The sequence below is a fragment of the Rhodococcus sp. PvR044 genome (assembly GCF_040548995.1).
Lineage (GTDB): Bacteria > Actinomycetota > Actinomycetes > Mycobacteriales > Mycobacteriaceae > Rhodococcus_G > Rhodococcus_G oryzae.
Map to the genome: position 1 here is coordinate 280,814 of NZ_JBEPSX010000001.1, position 18,806 is coordinate 299,619.

Below are 18,806 nucleotides of genomic sequence, written 5' to 3' on the forward strand. Positions count from 1 at the left end.
CGGGTGCGCGGCCGATCCTGTGCATCGATGAGCTGGAACTCGGTGATGTGGACGGCGGATCGATCACGGACGCGGAGCGGGTTGCGTCGTTGCGGCCGGACCACTCGGCCTACGTGATCTTCACGTCCGGATCCACCGGCCGTCCGAAGGGTGTCGCGGTCTCACACGGCGCGATCGTCAACCGGTTGGTCTGGATGCAGGGTCAGTACGGGCTCGGCGGCGACGACGTCGTCCTGCAGAAGACCCCGGTGACCTTCGACGTGTCGGTGTGGGAGCTGTTCTGGCCGCTGCAGGTGGGCGCTCGCCTGGTGATCGCCGTGCCGGACGGTCACCGCGACCCCGCGTACCTGGCGCGGACGATCGTGGCCGAGTCGGTGACCACGATGCACTTCGTTCCGTCGATGCTGGCGGTCTTTGCCGCCGAACCGAGTGCAGTACAGGCACGTTCGCTCGTGCGGGTGTTCGCCTCGGGTGAGGCGCTGCCCGCCGAGACCGCGGACCGGCTGCGCGCGGCCCTGCCGCAGGCCGGGTTGCACAACCTGTACGGGCCCACGGAAGCCGCCGTCGACGTCACCTTCCACGAGGTCACCGAGGCGGACCGGACGAGCGTGCCGATCGGTGCGCCGGTGTGGAACACCCAGGTGTTCGTGCTCGACGGTCGACTGCGGCCGACGCCGATCGGGGTGCCGGGTGAGCTGTACCTGGCCGGCGAGCAGCTGGCCCGCGGCTACGTCGAGCGGCCCGACCTGACCGCGGATCGTTTCGTGGCGAGCCCGTTCGTCCCGGGCTCCCGGATGTACCGCACCGGTGACCTGGTGAAGTGGAACGGCGCCGGGGAGGTCGAGTACATCGGGCGAACCGACTTCCAGGTGAAGCTGCGCGGTCTGCGCATCGAGCTCGGCGAGATCGAGGCCGCGCTGACCAACCTGCCCGAGGTAGCCCAGTCGGTGGTCGTCCTGCTCCGGGATCCGATCGCGGGTGAGCGGCTGGTCGGCTACGTCGTGCCAGCACCGGACGCGGTGGTCGAGACCGGTGCGGTGAAGACCGCGCTGGCCGCGACGCTGCCCGCGTACATGGTGCCGTCGGCGTTCGTGGTGCTCGAGGAGTTCCCGCTCAACGCGTCGGGCAAGCTGGACCGCAAGGCCCTGCCCGCGCCGGCCTTCGAGGCGCGGGTCTACCGTGCCCCGGCGACACCGATCGAGGAGATCGTCGCGGCGACCTTCGCGGATCTCCTCGGTGCCGAGCGGGTCGGCGCCGAGGACGACTTCTTCGAACTCGGTGGCAACTCACTGATCGCCACCCAGGCCGCGGCGCGGCTCGGTGCGGCGCTCGACACCACGGTGCCGGTGCGCGCGCTGTTCGAGGCATCGACCGTCGAGGCTCTCGCAGTACTCGTCGGGACGCAGGCGGGCAGCGGACGGATTGCGCTCACCCCGCAGGAGCGTCCGGAGCAGATCCCGCTGTCGCTTGCGCAGCAACGGATGTGGTTCCTCAACCGGTTCGACCATGCCAGCGCGGTCAACAACATCCCGGCCGCGGTCCGGCTGGCGGGCGATCTCGACGTGGCGGCGCTGCGGGCGGCGTTCGCCGACGTGGTGGCCAGGCACGAGATCCTGCGCACGGTGTACCCGGAGCACGGGGGCACCGGACATCAGGTGATCCGGCCGGTCGACGAGATCACCGCTGACCTGACCCCGGTTCCGGTCAGGGCGGGCGAACTGCTCGAACGCGCGGCGTCCATCGTGACCACCGGATTCGACGTCACCGTCGATGTCCCGCTGCGGGTCGCGTTGCTGCGCGTCGTGGACGACGCCTCCGCAGCCGACCAGCACATCCTCGTCTTCGTGGTGCACCACATCGCCGCCGACGGGTTCTCGATGGGCCCTCTGGTGCGCGATCTGATGCTGGCCTACGCCGCCCGGACCATGGGCGTAGCGCCGTCGTGGGAGCCGCTGTCGGTCCAGTACGCGGACTACAGCCTGTGGCAGCGGGAGGTGCTCGGCTCGGAGGACGATCCGGAGTCGCTGATCTCGCGTCAGCTCGGATACTGGACGCAGGCACTGGCCGGGTTGCCCGCCCAGCTGGATCTCCCGTCCGATCGGCCGCGGCCGGCCATCGCCTCGAACCGCGGTGCGGCGATCGGCTTCGACCTCGACGCGGATCTGCATGCCGCGCTCGGTGCCGTTGCCCGCGATCAGGGCGCCACCGTGTTCATGGTGGTGCACGCCGCGCTGGCGGCGCTGTTGGCGCGGCTGTCGGGGACCACCGATATCGCGATCGGTGCGCCGATCGCCGGGCGCGGCGACGCCGCGCTGGACGATCTCGTCGGCATGTTCGTGAACACGCTGGTGCTGCGGGCGGAAGTCGATCCGGCGCAGTCGTTCACGGAGCTGCTCGCAGGTGTCCGGACGACGGATCTGGGTGCGTTCGGACACTCGGAGGTGCCCTTCGAGCGGCTGGTCGAGGTGCTCAACCCGACGCGGTCGCAGGCGCGGCATCCGCTGTTCCAGGTGGCTCTGTTCTTCCAGAATCTCGCCAAGCAGAGCCTCGAGCTGGACGGGCTCACGGTCTCCAGCGTCGAGTTCGACGAGGAGATCGCCAAGTTCGACCTGCAGGTCACGGTGTCGGAGAACCACGGCCCCGACGGGATGCCCGGCGGGATCCGGGTGCACCTGGCCTACGCCACCGACCTGTTCGACGAGTCGACCATCCGCCGGTTCGGCGAACGGTTCACCCGGATGCTCGAGGCGATCGCCTCGGACCCGTCGGCACGGGTCGGCGATGTGGAGTTGCTCGAACCCGCCGAGCGCGCGGTGATGCTCGAGGGTTGGAACGATTCGGCGTACGAGCTGCCCACCGGGCAGCGCTTGCTGGACGGGTTCCGTCGTCAGGCCGCCGCCACCCCCGACGCCACCGCCGTGGTGTACGAGGGCGAGTCACTGACCTACGCAGAATTCGGAGCAAGGGTCGCCCGGTTGGCGCGGCTGTTGATCGCCGAGGGCGTTCGGCCGGAGTCGTTGGTGGCCTTGTCCATCCGTCGTTCGCTCGATCTCGTGGTTGGCATCTATGCGGTGCTCGAGGCGGGCGGTGCCTACGTGCCGGTCGATCCGGACCATCCGGTGGAGCGGATCGGTCACATCCTCGAGACCGCCGGTCCGGCCTGCGTCCTGACCACCGCGCGGGATGATTTCCAGGTTCCGGGGGACAGGTCGGTCCTGCGGATCGACGAGGTGGACGTGTCGGGGTATTCGGCCGAGCCGGTGACCGACGCGGATCGCTCGTCGGTCCTGCTGCCCTCGCACCCGGCGTACGTGATCTTCACGTCCGGGTCGACCGGCAAGCCGAAGGGTGTCGCGGTCAGCCACGGCGCGATCGTGAACCAGATGGAATGGATGCAGGGCGAGTACCTGCTCGACGGCTCCGATGTCTACCTGCAGAAGACCGCGACCACGTTCGACGTGTCGTTGTGGGGCTGGTTCATGCCGTTGCGCGTCGGCTCCACCCTCGTGGTGGCGACGCCCGATGGTCACCGCGACCCCATGTACGTCGCCGAGAAGATCGCCGAGCACTCGGTCACGGTCACGGACTTCGTGCCGTCGATGCTGACCGTGTTCGCGGAGTACGCATCCGGTGCGGCGCTCGCCTCCCTGCGGCACGTGTTCGTGATCGGTGAGGCGTTGCCTGCCGAGACGGTGCGCGCGTTCGCGGAGATCAGCCCGGCCCGGCTGCACAACCTGTACGGGCCGACCGAGGCCGCCGTGTCGATCACCTACCGCGAGGTGACCGGAGACGGCCACGCGGCCGCGGTGTCGATCGGACGGCCGCAATGGAACTCGCAGGTGTTCGTGCTCGACTCGCGGCTGCGGCCGGTCCCCGTCGGGGTGCCGGGCGAGCTGTACCTGGCGGGTGACCAGCTGGCGCGCGGTTACTACGGACGGGTCGACCTGACCTCGGATCGTTTCGTGGCGAATCCGTTCAGCGAGCGTGGCGAGCGGATGTATCGCACCGGCGACCTGGTGTTCTGGGGACCGGAGGGCGAACTCGGCTACATCGGTCGCACCGACTTCCAGGTCAAGTTCCGCGGCCAGCGCATCGAGCTGGGCGAGATCGAGACGGCCTTGCTGTCGCACGAGTCGGTGCTGCAGGCGGCCGTGCTGGTGGTCTCGACCGCCACCGGCGATCAGTTGGTGGCCTATGTGGTGCCCGCGCAGGGCTCCCACGTGGTGCCCGCCGACCTCGTCGGCTTCGCGTCGACCTCGCTGCCCACCTACATGGTTCCGGCGGCCGTCGTGGTGCTGGACGAGTTCCCGCTGAACTCGTCGGGCAAGCTGGACCGCAAGGCGCTGCCTGCGCCGCTGTTCGAGGCCAGGGCGTACCGGGCACCGGAGACCGCGTCCGCGCGACTGGTGGCCGCGACCTTCGCGGAGGTGCTCGGGCTCGAACAGGTCGGCCTGGACGATGACTTCTTCGAGTTGGGCGGCAACTCGCTGGTCGCGATGCAGGTCGCCGCACGCCTGGGCGGTGCGCTCGACACGCGCGTTGCGGTGCGTGAGCTCTTCGAGGCAACCACCGTCGAGCTGCTCGCCGCGCGGCTGGACGTCTCCGCGAGGAGCGGCGGCCGGATCGCGTTGACGGCGGGGGAGCGGCCTGAGCGGATTCCGCTCTCGACCGCGCAGTCGCGGATGTGGTTCGTCAACCAGTTCGACACGACGTCGGCGGCGTACAACATTCCGGCTGCCGTGCGGCTGTCCGGTGAGCTGGACGTCCCGGCGCTGCGCGCGGCGATCGCCGATGTGGTCGCGCGGCACGAGGTGCTGCGAACGGTCTACCCGGCAGTGGACGGGATCGGCCACCAGGTGATTCTTCCCGCGGAGCAGGCTGTTCCCGAGTTGGTCGTCGCGACGGTACCGGAGTCGAACCTCATCGATCGGGTGATCAGGACCGTGGCGACGGGCTTCGACGTGACGGCCGAGGTTCCGGTGCGCGCAGCCCTGTTGCGGGTCGAGCACACCGCAACCGAAATGCCCGAGTACGTGCTGGTGCTGGTGGTTCACCACATCGCAGGCGATGCTCTCTCGATGGGTCCGCTGGCTCGCGACGTGATGGTGGCGTATGCGGCACGGTCCGCAGGCACGACGCCCGGCTGGACGCCGCTGGCGGTGCAGTACGCGGACTACACGATGTGGCAGCGGGAGGTGCTCGGCAACGAGGACGACCCGCAGTCGTTGATCTCGAGCCAGCTGGCCTACTGGACTCGGCAGCTGTCCGGGCTGCCGGATCAGTTGGACCTGCCCACGGACCGGCCGCGGCCGGTACAGTCGTCGAACCGCGGTGCCACGAAGGCATTCACGATCGACGCCGACCTCCACCGTGCGTTGACCGATATCGCGCACCAGCACAATTCGACCCTGTTCATGGTGTTGCACTCGGCGCTCGCGGTGCTGCTGGCGCGGCTGTCCGGGACCGACGACATCTCGATCGGTACGCCCATCGGCGGCCGGGGCGAGCGGGAGCTGGACGATCTCGTCGGCATGTTCGTCAACACCCTCGTGTTGCGGACGACCGTGGCCGCGGGCGCGAGCTTCGGCGAACTGCTGGAAGGCGCCCGGGACACCGATCTGTCGGCGTTCGCCAACGCGGACTTGCCGTTCGAGCGGCTCGTCGAGGTGCTGGAGCCGGCCCGCTCCACGTCGCGGCATCCGCTGTTCCAGGTCGCATTGGGCTTCCAGAGCGCGGATTCGGCGAGCTTCGAGCTGCCGGGGTTGACGCTGAGCGAACTGGAGATCGACGACCAGGTCGCAAAGTTCGACCTGCAGCTCACCGTCGCCGAATTGTTCGACGAGGACGGTGCGGCCGGCGGACTGTCGGCGGAGTTCCTCTACGCAACCGACCTCTTCGACGCGGCCACGGTGTCGCGATTCGCGGAGCGTCTGCTGCGGATCCTGTCGGCGATCCGGCTCGACCCCTCCGTTCCGGTCGGTGAGATCGAGATCCTGGCACCCGAGGAACGGGCGGATCTGCTGAGCCGCCTCGATCCGATCGCGACGACGCCTGCCGCCGAGCGCGACGGTGCGCCGCGTCTGCTCCCCGACATCCTCGTCGCGGGTGTGCGGATCGACCCCGACGCGACCGCGCTGTCCTTCGAGGGCGAGCGGTGGACCTACCAGGAGGCGGACGAGCATTCCTCACGGTTGGCACGAATGCTGATCGAGCAGGGTGCCGGCCCGGAGACCACTGTGGCAGTAGCGATTCCGAGGTCGGCTGATTCGGTGCTCGCGGTGTGGGCGGTGGCAAAGACCGGCGCCGCCTTCGTGCCGGTGGACCCGAACTATCCGACGGACCGGGTGGCACACATGCTGGCCGATTCGGGTGCGGTCCTTGGCGTCACGATGCAGCGGTTCAGCGACCAGTTGTCGCCGCTGGTGCCGTGGACTGCGCTCGACGATGCCGCGGTCGATGCTCGTGTGCGGGAGCTGTCCGCGGCGCCGGTCACGGAAGAGGACCGGCTCGCGACACTGCGACTCGAGCACCCGGCCTACGTGCTCTACACCTCGGGTTCGACGGGTCTGCCCAAGGGTGTCGTCGTGACGCACGCGGGCCTGGCCAACGTGCGTGACCACCTGCAGCGCGACTACCTGACAAACAGGGACTCGCGGATCCTGCACCTCGCGTCTCCCAGCTTCGACGTCTCCGTCTATGAGATGCTCATGGCGGTCGGAGTGGGTGCGACGCTGGTCATCGCGCCGCCGACCGCGTGGGGCGGATCCGAGTTGACCGATCTGCTGCGCCACGAGAGGGTGACCCACGCGTTGATCACACCCGCCGCGCTCGGCTCCGTCGATCGGACGGGGCTGGACGAGCTGCGGGTCCTCATCGTGGCGGCGGACACCTGTCCGCCGGATCTGATGGAGAAGTGGGCTGTCGGCCGCCGGTTCGTGAACGCCTACGGTCCCACCGAGGCGACGATCGTCGCCACGTGCACCGGCGCCCTCGTGCCGGGTGGCCCCATCACGATCGGCGGGCCCACCGCGGGCACGCGCCTGATGGTTCTCGACAACCGGATGCAGCCGGTCCCCGTCGGCGTGGTCGGTGAGCTGTACCTTGCCGGTGTCGGGCTCGCGCGGGGTTACCGTGGCCGGCAGGCGTTGACCGCGGACCGGTTCGTGGCCAACCCGTACGGGGCGTCCGGCGAGCGGATGTACCGGACCGGTGACGTCGTGCGGTGGACCGAAGACGGTCAGGTCGAGCACCTCGGGCGCTCCGACTTCCAGGTCAAGGTGCGCGGACTGCGAATCGAACTCGGCGAGATCGACGCCACGCTGTCGTCGCACCAGGACGTGGAGTTCGCGGCCACGATCGGGCACACCACCGCCTCGGGCTCGACGTCGCTCGTCTCGTATGTGCTCCCGGCTGCGGGCCGCACCGTGGATCCCGCGCAGCTGACCCAGTTCGCGGCGCAGTCGCTGACCGCGTACATGGTGCCTGCGGCGATCATGGTTCTCGACGAGATCCCGATCACCCCCGTGGGCAAGCTGGACCGGAAGGCCCTTCCGGAACCGGTCTTCGCGGTCCGGGAGTTCCGGGCCCCGACGACCAGGACAGAGGAGGTCGTTGCCGACGCGTTCGCCGAGGTGCTCGAGGTCGAGCGGGCGGGCGCGGACGACGACTTCTTCGAGCTCGGCGGCAACTCGTTGCTGGCGACGCAGGTGACGGCTCGGATCGGCGCCGAACTGGACCTTCGGGTTCCGGTGCTGTGGCTGTTCACGGATTCGACGGTGGAGTCCTTGGCCGCGAGGATCGACTCGGCCGGTCTCGGGTTCGAGAACCTGGCCGAGGACGCGGCCTTCGATGTCCTCATCCCCCTGCGGGCGGGAGGGTCCAAGCCGCCGGTGTTCTGCGTGCATCCGGTCATCGGAATCTCGTGGGCGTTCGCCGGACTGGCACAGCACGTCGATCGCGAGCGCGGCGTGTACGGCCTGCAGTCGCCGGTGCTCTCCGGGACCGCGGACCTGCCGGAGTCGATCGAGGCGTGGGCGCGGTTGTACGTCGAGACGATTCGGACCGTGCAGCCGGAGGGGCCCTACAACCTGGTCGGCTGGTCTCTCGGCGGCATGATCGCGCACGCCATGGCCGCGCAGCTGCAGGAGGTGGGCGAGGAGGTCGAACTGTTGGCGATGATGGACAGTTTCGCGCAGCAGCCGGCGGACGGGACCCTGGTGGACCGGGATCTGACCGTCGGTGACCTGCTGGGCGGGTTGGTCCCGGCCCTGACGGCGGACGGTGGCCTGGAGGCAGGCGAGAACCCGCTGCTGGAGGAGTTGTCCGAGGAGATGCTGGCCGGGATCATCGAGAATCTGCCCGCGCCGTTCAACGCCATCGGGGCCGAACGCGTTGCGGCCGCCGTGCGGGCGATCGATGAGTCCGTCACGCTGATCGAGGGCTATGTGCCGCCCAGGTTCAAGGGCGACCTGCACTACTTCGCGGCGCTCGAGGACGATCCCAGCGGCGCCGTCGGTGCAGCCACCTGGCGGGACGGGGTGGACGGCCGCATCATCACGCACGGCGCCCCGGCCACCCATTGGGGCATGGCAGGCCCGAGCTCTCTCTCCCTGATCGGGGAGGTGCTGCACGAGGCGTGGAACACCGAGGAGCGCAAGTGAATTCAGGACATGACGAAAGAAAGGTAGATCTATGAGCAACCCCTTCGATGACGAGGACGGCCAGTTCCTCGTGCTGGTGAACGACGAGGGTCAGCACTCGCTGTGGCCGATGTTCGCGAAGGTCCCGGCGGGCTGGAACGAGGTGCACGGCCCCTCCTCGCGCCAGGAGTGCGTCGACTACGTCGAGGCGAACTGGACCGACATGCGGCCGAAGAGCCTGATCGATGCGATGGCGGGGGACGCCGACAAGTAGGCGTCACCGAACGACGAATCGGCCCGAGAGCTCAGCTCTCGGGCCGGTTTCTCGTTTCGGAATCGATCAGGTGTGCGTGCCCCGCGCGGGACCCACGATCGCGGTGTGGATCTTGTTGCCGTCGGCGTCGGCGTCGGCGTCGGTGTGATCGGGGTCGTTGGTTGGGTTGTCGGGATCTACCTGCGGGTTGCAGTGGCCTGCGGTGATGCCTACCTTGCGACCGGCGGAATCGGTGCCGGCGCCCCGTGTGCACCAGTAGCCGTACTCCGTGTAGTCGTCGAACGTGATCGTGGTGCCCGGTCCGACAACCTTTGCGGGTGGTACGGCCGGGCCCGGAACTCGGTCAGCAAGGGCGGACGCGACGCCCAGGCCGAGCAGTAGGGCCGAGGTGGCGAGCAAGCCTGTGAGTAACCGGGTGGTGCGTGTCCTGCGGGCTCCTTTGCTGTGAACGACAATCCGCCGAAGCAAGATAAACCGTCTGGTCGGTTTTTGTTACGAAACGAGACCTCCGCTGGATCGCGAGAGCCGGGGCACGGCAAACGGTTTCGGTCGCCCTATGTGCGGCCTGCCAGGGCTCTCAGGAGACGCCACAGGAGTGGGTCGGGGAGGGCGGTCGTGGCCGTGACCGAGTCCGGGCGGGATGTGTGCCGGTCACGTAGTCTTTTCCCTCGGTGTCGCACTACGCGATGGTCATGCCAAATGGTGCAGGGGGGATTCGGGCATGGCGAGGGCTCAATAGTTTCGGAGTAGGTGTTGTCGGATTTCCCCCGGTCGGTCGCCGCCGTCGCGGCTACTCGCCCCGACGCGGTCGTCGTGAAAGTCGACGATGTGTCGGTGACCTATCGGGAACTCGACGAGCGCCTCCAGATGCTGGCCGGACCGCTCGCTGCCAGGGGATTGGACGCTGAGGCCATCGTCTCGGTGACCCTGTCCGGACTGGCACCGATGGTGGTCGCGGCCGAGGGTGGCCTGGGCGCGGTCCTGGACACCATCGAGCGGGACGCCAAGGCGCTTGAGGCCCCGCCTGCCCGGAGCACCCTTGCGGATCTGTTCGACGAGCAGGCGGCGCGGACGCCGGAGTCGGTCGCTCTGGTGTTCGAGGGGCACGCGCTGACCTACGCAGAGTTCGACGCCCGCGCCAACCGGCTGGCGCGCCATCTCATCGCCGACGGGGTCGGTCCGGACACCGTGGTCGCGCTGGCGATGCGTCGGTCGATCGACCTGTTGGTCGCCGTGTACGCCGTGGTCAAGGCAGGCGGCGCCTACCTCCCCCTCGACCCGGACCACCCGGCCGAGCGCACGGCGCACGTGCTCGAGACCACCGCGCCGGTTGTCGTACTCACCACCGGCGCCGACGGCGCGGCTCTGCCCGCCGGATCACCGGGTGTGGTCCTCGAGCAGTTGGACCTCGGCGGGTTTTCGGATGCGCCGGTGACGGATGCGGATCGGATGGCGCCGCTGGCGCCGGAGAACGCGGCGTACGTCATCTTCACGTCGGGTTCGACGGGCCGGCCCAAGGGTGTGGCCGTGAGCCATGCCGCGATCGTGAATCGTCTGTTGTGGATGCAGGGCGAGTACGGGCTGACCGTCGACGACGTGGTGCTGCAGAAGACCCCGGTGACGTTCGATGTGTCGGTGTGGGAGTTGTTCTGGCCGTTGCAGGTCGGTGCTCGGATGGTGATCGCGGTGCCGGATGGTCATCGGGATCCGGCGTATCTGGCTCGGGTGATCGCGGAGGAGTCGGTGTCGACCGCCCACTTTGTGCCGTCGATGTTGGCGGTGTTCGTGTCGGAGCCGGGTATGGCGGGTTGTAGTTCGCTGCGACGAGTGTTCGCCTCGGGTGAGGCGCTTCCGGCGCAGACGGCTGGGTCGCTGCGTGAGGTTCTACCGTCGGTGCGATTACATAATCTGTACGGGCCGACGGAGGCCGCGGTGGATGTGACGTTCCATGAGGTCACAGCCGCGGATCGGGTGTCGGTGCCGATCGGTGTGCCCGTGTGGAACACGCAGGTGCTGGTGTTGGATTCGCGCCTGCATCCGGTGCCGGTGGGGGTGCCGGGCGAGTTGTATCTGGCGGGTGTGCAGCTGGCCCGCGGGTACGTGGGTCGTAGTGATCTGACGTCGGATCGGTTCGTGGCCAACCCGTTCGGGGCCGCGGGTGAGCGGATGTACCGGACCGGCGACCTGGTGCGATCCCATGTATCCGGCGAGCTGGAATATTTGGGACGCAACGATTTTCAGGTGAAGTTGCGCGGCCTGCGGATCGAGCTCGGCGAGATCGAGTCCGCGATGCTCGCACACCCGACGGTGGCGCAGGCGGTCGTGGTGGTCAGAGAGGACGTTCCCGGAAACCAGCAGCTGGTCGGCTACGCGGTCGCCGCCGCCGAGGCGCTCATCGACGGCGATGAGCTGCGTGCGTTCCTTGGCCGTTCGCTGCCCGAGTACATGGTGCCGATCACCGTGCTGACACTCGCGGAGTTTCCGATCACGGTGCACGGCAAGCTCGATCGGAAATCGCTGCCGAGGCCGGACTTCGAATCCGCACCTGGTGAGCACGGTGAGCCGTCGACCCCGGCCGAGGTGGTGGTCGCGCGGATCTTTGGTGAGATCCTCGGGGTCGAACGGGTCGCGGCCCAGGATTCCTTCTTCGATCACGGCGGCAACTCGCTGTCCGCCGCACGGGTGGTGGCCCGGGTCAACGCGGCACTCGGATGCGACGTGAGTCTACGAGAGGTGTTCGACGCGCCGACCGTCGCGGGGCTCGCCGCCCTGGCGTCGGTTCGGGCCGACGGCGCGCGTCGTCGGCCCGAACTGGTGGCCGGGCCACGCCCGGATCGGGTCCCCCTGTCCCTGGCACAGGCCAGGATGTGGTTCATCAACCAGTTCGACATCTCATCGCCCGCATATAACCTCCCGCTCGGGATCCGGCTGGTCGGCGAACTCGACCATGAGGCGCTGCAAACCTCGGTCCAGAGCGTGTTGGATAGGCACGAATCACTGCGCACGGTGTTCCCGGACGACGGCGAGGGACCGCGGCAGGTGGTGATCCCGGTCGCCGGGGTCGATGCAGATCTCCGTCGGATTCTGGTCGCGGACGAGGCGGACCTGCGCGGCAGGTTCGCCGCGGCTGCGGCGGCCGGATTCGACGTGACGGTGGAGCCGCCGGTCCGGGTGCGACTGTTCCAGCTCGGCGGGGGCGAGCACGTGCTGCTGTTCCTGCTGCACCACATCGGGGCCGACGGCGTCTCGATGGCGCCGCTCGCGCGTGAGGTGGTGGCCGCCTACACGAGCGCGGTGGCCGGCGGTCGATATGAGCCCGAGCCGCTCTCGGTGCAGTACGCGGACTACTCGATCTGGCAGCGCGAATTGCTCGGCAGCGAAGACGACCCGGAATCCCTGCTCTCGCACCAGGTCCGGTACTGGCTCGACGAACTGTCCGGCATTCCCGATCTGTTGCCACTGCCCACCGACCGCCCACGCCCGGCCGCCGCCTCGCTCGAGGGTGGACGGGTGGAGTTCGAGATCGGAGCGGACCTGCACCGCCGGCTGTCGGCGCTGTCCCGCGAGCACGAGGCGACCCTGTTCACCACCATGCACGCGGCGTTCGCGTTGTTGCTGTCGAAGGTCTCGGGCACCGACGACGTCGTCATCGGGACGCCGACGGCCGGCCGCGGGGAGCACGTACTCGACGACCTGGTTGGCATGTTCGTCAACACGCTCGCCCTGCGGACCGTGCTGGACCACTCGGTGTCCTTCGCCGAGTTGCTCCGCAGCACAAGGGAATCGGATATCGGTGCGCTGGCGCACGCAGAGGTGCCCTTCGAGCGACTGGTGGAGGTCCTCGCACCGGAACGGTCCACCGCGCACTCGCCGATTTTCCAGGTCGTGCTCGCGTTGGAGAATGCCGAGCCCGCGGTCCTGGAGTTGCCCGGCTTGGCGGTGAGCGAGGTCGATCCCGGGTTCGTGTACGCGAAATACGATCTACAGCTCGCACTGGGGGAGCGGGCCGACCGATCGGGAATCGCGGGCACCTTCATCTATGCCACGGACCTGTTCGACGAGTCGACCGTGCGCACACTGGCCGCACGGTTCGTCCGGCTGCTCGACGCGGTGGCGCAGGATCCATCGGCGCCGATCGGGGACGCCGACGTGATGGACGCCCGTGAGCGCGCGGCGCTGTGCCCGGTCGCCGGCCGCCCCGCGGAGTCGCCGGTCACCCTTGCCGAGCTGCTGGCGGCGGCTGTCACCGAACGGACGGCGCCCGCACTGGAGTTCGGCTCCCGCACCGTGAACTACGGCGAGCTCGACACCCGCTCGAACGCTCTGGCGCGCTTGCTGATCGCGCGCGGTGTCGGACCGGAGTCGTTCGTCGCGGTCGCCCTGCCCCGATCGGTCGAGTCGATGCTGGCGCTGTGGGCGGTGGCGAAGACCGGCGCAGCCGTCGTACCCATGGACCCCGCCTACCCCGTCGATCGCCTCGGACACATGCTCGCCGACTCTGGTGCGGTGGTCGGCCTCACCGTCGCCGGGTACACGGACGCCCTGCCGGACGCGGACTGGGTGACGCTCGACGCCGACGCCGTTGTGGTGGAGTGGGCTGCGCTCTCGACGGCGGCGGTCGCCGATCGGGACAGGCTCGCTGCGATGCTCCCGGCCCAGCCGGCGTACATGATCTACACCTCCGGCTCGACCGGGGTTCCCAAGGGCGTGGTGGTCACGCATCAGGGCATCGCGAGCTTCGCCCTCGAGCAGCGGCAGCGGTACTCGGTGACGGCCTCATCTCGGGTACTGCACTCCTCGTCGCCCAGTTTCGATGCATCGATCCTCGAGATCCTGATGGCGACGGCGGCCGGAGCGGCCCTGGTGATCGTGCCCCCCGGCGTGTACGGGGGCGGTGAGCTGGCGGACGTCATCGATTGCCAGCGGGTCACCCATGCCTTCATCACCCCGTCCGCTGCGGCCGCGCTCGCGCCCGACGGACTCGATTCGCTGCGGGTGGTCGTCATGGGCGGCGAGGCACTGAGCTCGGACCTGGTGATCCGCTGGGGTGCGGACCGGGACCTGTACAACGCGTATGGGCCGACCGAGATGACCGTCATGGTGTCGGCCAGCGCGGCGCTCGTGCCCGGCGAGGCGGTGACGATCGGCGGCCCGATCCGCGGGGTGACCGCGATGGTGCTCGACCGACGGCTTCGCCCGGTGCCGGTGGGGGTGGTCGGCGAACTGTACGTCGCGGGTCCGGCGATGGCGCGGGGATATCACAACCGATCGGGTCTGACCGCGGATCGCTTTGTGGCGAACCCTTTCTCGTCGATCGGTGCACGAATGTACCGGACGGGCGACATGGTGCGGTGGCTCGCCCCAGCGGCACAGGGCCGACTGTCGGATCTGGAACTCGAGTACGTGGGGCGCGGCGACTTCCAGGTGAAGATCCGCGGCTTCCGCATCGAACTCGGCGAGGTCGATGCGGCGCTGACCGCGCACCCGTCGGTGGATTTCGCGGTGACGATGGGCCGTCCCGCCCCGTCGGGGGCGACGGTGCTGGCCGCGTACGTGGTGGCGGCCGCCGGAGCGTCGGCGGACCCCGAGGAGCTGACCACGTTCGCCGCGAGGACCCTGCCCTCGCACATGGTGCCGTCGGTGGTGACGGTGCTGGACGAGATCCCGTTGACGGTGAACGGGAAGCTCGACCGAGGCGTTCTGCCTGCGCCGGAATTCGTGTCGACGGCGTTCCGCGCACCGTCGACACCGGTCGAGGAGATCGTCGCCGGGACGATCTCGGAGGTGCTCGGTCTTCCGAGAGTCGGGTTGGACGACAACTTTTTCGACCTCGGTGGGAACTCGTTGATCGCGACGCGAGTGGCGGCGCGTCTCGGCTCCGTGCTGGGCGTGACGGTTCCGGTTCGGCTGTTGTTCGAGTCCCCGACGGTGGCGGCGCTCGCGGTGCGGGTCGAGCGGGACTCCGGGTCGGCGCGAGCGGTGCTGGCGCCGAGGCCCCGACCGGATCGCATTCCGCTGTCGCTGGCGCAGCAGCGGATGTGGTTCCTGAACCGGTTCGATCCGGAGTCGGCCGTGAACAACATCCCGGTCGTCGTGCGGCTGTCGGGTGCACTCGATGTCGCGGCGCTGCGTTCGGCGATTCGCGACGTGCTCGAGCGACACGAGTCGTTGCGCACAATGTATCCGGAGTCGAGTGATGGTCCTTCTCAGGTGATCGTGCCCGCGGCGTGGGTGGTCCCGGATCTGGTCCCGGTCGAGGTGTCGACGGGCGACCTGTCCGATCGTGTGGCCGAACTCGTGGTGGCGGGTTTCGACGTGGCGGCCGAGGTCCCGATCCGGGTGGCCCTCTTCCATGTGACCACGACCGAGCACGTGCTGGCGATCGTGGTGCATCACATCAGTGCCGACGGCTTCTCGATGGGGCCGCTGACGCGAGACGTCATGGCGGCCTATGTCGCGCGGGTCAGGGGCGAGGTACCGGTGTGGTCGCCGTTGGCCGTGCAGTACGCCGACTTCGCGTTGTGGCAGCGTGAGGTTCTCGGTGACGAGTCCGATCCCTCGTCGCTCGTGGCGCGGCAGCTCGGGTACTGGCGCGGCGCGCTGTCCGGGCTGCCCGCACAGCTGGATCTGCCATCGGATCGTTCGCGTCCGGCGGTCCGGACACACGCGGGTGCCCGGGTGGACACCCCCATCAGCGAGCGCACCCGGGCCGGACTGTCCGATTGGGCCGCACAGCACAATGCCTCGTTGTTCATGGCAGTGCACGCGGGCCTCGCGGTGTTGTTGAGCAGGCTCAGCGGTACCTCCGATATCGCGGTCGGCACGCCGGTGGCCGGTCGCGGCGAAGCCGAACTGGACGATCTGGTCGGCATGTTCGTCAACACCCTGGTGCTGCGGACGTCGGTCGAGGGGGCGGAATCGTCGACGGAACTCCTGGCGCGCGTGCGTGAATCGGATCTGGGTGCGTTCGGGCACACAGAGGTCCCGTTCGAGCGTGTGGTGGAGGTGCTCAATCCGGAGCGGTCCATGTCGAGGCACCCCCTCTTCCAGGTGATGCTGTCCTACCAGAACCTCGAGCAGCCGGACCTGGAGCTGCCGGGCTTGCACGTATCGGGGGTCGGCGCGGCGGTCGAGGTGGCGAAGTTCGACCTGCAGGTGACGGTCGTGGAACAGGCAGGTGCAGGCGGACTGTCGGTTTCCTTGGTCTACGCGACGGACCTGTTCGACCGGTCGACGGTGGACGGTTTCGCGCGCCGGTTCGGCCGGATTCTCGACGCGATGGCGGCCGACCCGCAATGCCCGGTCGGCGATATCGACCTCATCGGCGAGGAGGGTCGCGAGGCGATCCTGGGCGCGTGGAACGCCACCGCACATCCGGTGGCGCCGCGGACATTGGTCGATCTGTTCGACGGGCAGGTGGCGCGGACGCCGGATTCGGTGGCGCTCGTGTTCGAGGGCCAGGCTCTGACCTATGTCGAGTTCGATGCTCGGGTGAACCGCCTTGCGCGGCAATTGATTTCCATCGGTGTCGGTCCGGAATCGCTGGTGGCGTTGGCGATGCGTCGGTCGATCGATCTGTTGGTCGGTGTGTATGCGGTGATCAAGTCGGGTGGCGCGTACGTGCCGGTGGATCCGGACCAGCCGGGGGAGCGGGTGGCGCACGTACTCGGATCCTCGTCCCCGGTCTGTGTGTTGAGCACCTCTCGCGACGTTTTCACGGCCGCGGCGGCCGAGGTCGTGGAGATCGACGCGGTCGACCTGGCGTCGTTCTCCGATGCGCCGGTCACTGATGCGGATCGGTTGGCGCCGTTGGTGCCGTCCAATACGGCGTATGTGATTTTCACGTCGGGTTCGACGGGTCGGCCCAAGGGTGTGGCGGTTTCGCATGCGGCGATCGTGAATCGTCTGTTGTGGATGCAGGGCGAGTACGGGCTGTCGGCTGATGATGTGGTGTTGCAGAAGACTCCGGTGACCTTCGATGTGTCGGTGTGGGAGTTGTTCTGGCCGTTGCAGGTTGGTGCCCGGATGGTGATCGCGGTGCCGGATGGTCATCGGGATCCGGCGTATCTGGCTCGGGTGATCGTGGAGGAGTCGGTGTCGACGGCGCATTTTGTGCCGTCGATGTTGGCGGTGTTCGTGGCGGAGCCGTCGGTGGTGGAGGCGGTGTCGTTGCGGCGGGTGTTCGCTTCGGGTGAGGCGTTGCCCGCGCAGACGGCGGCGTTGTTGCGTGAGGTGTTGCCGTCGTCGCGTTTGCACAATCTGTATGGGCCGACGGAGGCCGCGGTGGACGTGACCTTCCATGAGGTCACTGCGGCGGATGAGGTGTCGGTGCCGATCGGTGCGCCGGTGTGGAACACGCAGGTGTTCGTGTTGGATTCGCGGTTGCGGCCGGTGCCGGTGGGGGTGCCGGGTGAGTTGTATCTGGCGGGTGTGCAGTTGGCCCGCGGGTATGTGGGTCGTAGTGATCTGACGTCGGATCGGTTTGTGGCGAATCCGTTCGGTGGTGCGGGTGCGCGGATGTACCGGACCGGTGACCTGGTGACCTGGAGCGCCGCGGGTGAGCTGGAGTACATCGGTCGTACTGACTTCCAGGTGAAGTTGCGTGGTCTGCGGATAGAGCTCGGCGAGATCGAGGCGGCCCTGCTCGGGCTCGACGGGGTCGAGCAGGCCGTGGCCGTGGTCCGGCAGGACAGCCTGGGGCATCCACAACTGGTCGGGTATGTGGTCGGCGACCCGTCGTTCGATCCGGGCGTCGCCCGCGCCTCCCTCGGCCGCGCCCTGCCGGAGTACATGATTCCGAGCGTGTTCGTGAGGCTGGGGGCGTTGCCGGTGAACGCGTCCGGCAAGCTTCACCGCTCGGCTCTGCCCGCGCCGGTGCCGGTCGCCCGCGAGTATCGCGCACCGGTGTCCGCGACGGAGGTCGCGATCGCAGAGGTGCTGGCCGAGGTGCTCGGTGTCGGCCAGGTCGGTGTGGACGACAACTTCTTCGAGCTCGGCGGCAACTCGCTGATCGCCACCGGCGTGGTGGCTCGGCTGACGGCCCGACTCGGATCCGAGGTTCGCCTCCAATGGATGTTCTCCGAGCCGACCCCGGCGGGGCTCGCCGACCGGATCGACTCCGGCACGAGGGCCGACGCGGACGGTGAGGAGTCCTTCGAGGTGCTGCTCCCGATCCGCGTCGGTGGATCCGAGCCGCCCCTGTTCTGCGTGCACCCGATCGGCGGGCTCTCGTGGGCGTTCGCCGGCCTGGCCCGGCACCTCGAGTCCGACCGCGGAATCTACGGCCTGCAGTCGCCCGCGCTCGGGAGCTCCGGCTGGGCGCCGGGTTCGATCGGTGAATGGGCCGACAGGTACGTGCGCGAGATCCGTTCGATTCAACCCGAGGGGCCCTATCACCTGCTGGGGTGGTCGCTCGGTGGCGTGATCGCGCAGGCAATGGCGGTCCAATTGCAGTCAGAGGGCGAGGATGTCGCGCTACTGGCGATGATGGACAGCTTCGCCGATCACGAGGCCGCGCCTGCACGGTCGGTCCTCGATGAGCCGACACCGGACGAGCTGCTCGGCGGGCTGGTCCCGGAGGGGATCCGCCTCCACGACCGGGCACAGGCCGTCGAATCAGTGGTGGAATCCCTCGTGCTGCTGGCCGCGCATCGTCCGAAGTCGTTCGCGGGAGATGTCGTGTACTTCACCGCGGCGCAGGAAGACAGGAGCGGGTCGCTCGGGGCCTCGACCTGGCGGTCGGTGGTGGACGGCGCGATCCACAATCATCCGGTGGAATCGACGCACTGGGGGATGGCCTCGCCCGAGGCACTGGCCGTGATCGCCCGCGTCCTCGACGGCTGGTGGTCCGGCGCGGAGGCGGTGACCCGCTAGCGCTCGGTGACGACTACACC

General features: G+C 68.7%; 4 protein-coding genes (1 of these 4 cut by a window edge). 3 read left to right on the top strand and 1 reads right to left on the bottom strand.

The genetic code is table 11. The features are described from left to right. Positions 1–8,660 carry the 3' end of a non-ribosomal peptide synthase/polyketide synthase gene (locus ABIC28_RS01295; protein WP_354577189.1) on the top strand. 24,028 nt of this gene lie to the left of the window's left edge, so 8,660 of the gene's 32,688 nt are visible here — the last part of the coding sequence; its start codon lies beyond the left edge, outside the window; it ends in the stop codon at positions 8,658–8,660. A gap of 31 nt (positions 8,661–8,691) precedes the next feature. Continuing rightward, a complete protein-coding gene (locus tag ABIC28_RS01300) occupies positions 8,692–8,913 on the top strand; it encodes an MbtH family protein (RefSeq protein ID WP_097211048.1) in 222 nt (73 codons plus the stop codon). Positions 8,914–8,979: 66 nt separating this feature from the next. Here ABIC28_RS01300 and ABIC28_RS01305 read toward each other — a convergent pair whose 3' ends face one another. Continuing rightward, positions 8,980–9,312: a hypothetical protein gene (locus ABIC28_RS01305; protein WP_209928710.1), complete on the bottom strand. Its 333-nt coding sequence runs from the start codon at positions 9,310–9,312 to the stop codon at positions 8,980–8,982. A 354-nt stretch (positions 9,313–9,666) separates the two neighbouring features. Between ABIC28_RS01305 and ABIC28_RS01310 the strand changes: the two genes are divergently transcribed. Beyond that, on the top strand, positions 9,667–18,786 hold the full coding sequence (locus ABIC28_RS01310) for a non-ribosomal peptide synthetase (RefSeq protein ID WP_354577192.1): 9,120 nt from the start codon (positions 9,667–9,669) through the stop codon (positions 18,784–18,786). The last annotated feature ends 20 nt before the right edge of the window (positions 18,787–18,806 follow it).